General features: G+C 66.1%; 2 protein-coding genes. Both read right to left on the minus strand.

What is annotated here, in order from left to right; all coding sequences use genetic code 11:
* Positions 1-691: ABC transporter ATP-binding protein (locus Q7U29_RS23880; RefSeq protein WP_304745442.1), on the minus strand; the 691-nt coding region annotated here is incomplete at its 3' end.
* Positions 688-1,093 (minus strand): amidase family protein (locus Q7U29_RS23885; RefSeq protein WP_304745444.1); only part of this gene is annotated, 406 nt, incomplete at its 5' end. The genes Q7U29_RS23880 and Q7U29_RS23885, both read right to left, overlap by 4 nt.

Below are 1,093 nucleotides of genomic sequence, written 5' to 3' on the forward strand. Positions count from 1 at the left end.
GGCCGGCATACATCACCGCGATCCGGTCGGCGACTTCGACGGCGGCACCCAGATCGTGGGTGACGAAGAGAGTGGACAGTCCGAGTTCCGCCTGCAGGTCGCGCAGGAGAAGCAGGATCTGGATCTGCACCGTGGCGTCGAGGGCCGTCGTCGGCTCGTCGGCGAGGAGGACCTTGGGGTTGCAGGCGAGCGCGAGGGCGATCATCGCGCGCTGGCGCATACCCCCCGACATCTCGTGCGGATAGGCGTCGAGCCTTCGTTTGGCGGAGGGAATCCGCACCACCTCCAGCATCTCCAGCGCCCGCGCCGTCGCCTCGGACTGGCTCTTGCCCTCGTGGCGCATCACGCTTTCGGAAATCTGCTGGCCGATGGTGTAGACCGGATCGAGCGCCAGCGCCGGCTCCTGAAAGATCATCGAGACGGTCTGGCCGCGAAACGCCGACAGCTCCTCGTCGTCCAGCGCCAGCACGTCGCGCCCCAGCACCTGCACGCTGCCCGAAATCTGCGTGCGCTTTTTCGGCAACAGCCGCATCAGCGCGCGCAGGGTGACACTCTTGCCGGAGCCGGACTCGCCGAGCAGGCCGAGCACCTCGCCCTCGCCCAGCGTGAGACTGAGATCGTTGACGGCATGCACGGTGCGCTCGCCGGAAAAGCGAATGTTGAGGTTGTTGATCTCGACGAGATTGCTCATGCTGGTTTCGGTACCCGGTCGTGGAAATCGGTGGCGCGCTGGAACGCCGCACCAATCCGCAAAATCATGGCTTCATCGAACGAACGGCCGACCAGTTGCATACCGACCGGCAAGCCCACCTGGGTGAAGCCCGCCGGAATCGAAAGCGACGGCAGTCCGAGGTAATTGATCGGGCGGGTGAATCGCGTCAGCCGCTGGATCGTCGCCTCGGCGTCGGGACTGTTGCCGACGTCGCTCTCGGCGATGGTGGGCGCTGCCACCGGCGACACCGGCGCAATCATGGCATCGATCCCGGCGACCGCGGCGTTGTGCGCGGCCAGCGCCGGACCGCGCCATCGCATCGTCTCCAGATAGGATACGCCGGATACCGCGAGGCCGTTCTGCAACCGCATCAACACCTGC

Origin of the sequence: Bradyrhizobium sp., from assembly GCF_030654605.1 — a bacterium.
In the GTDB taxonomy this organism is placed as follows: Bacteria; Pseudomonadota; Alphaproteobacteria; order Rhizobiales; family Xanthobacteraceae; genus Bradyrhizobium.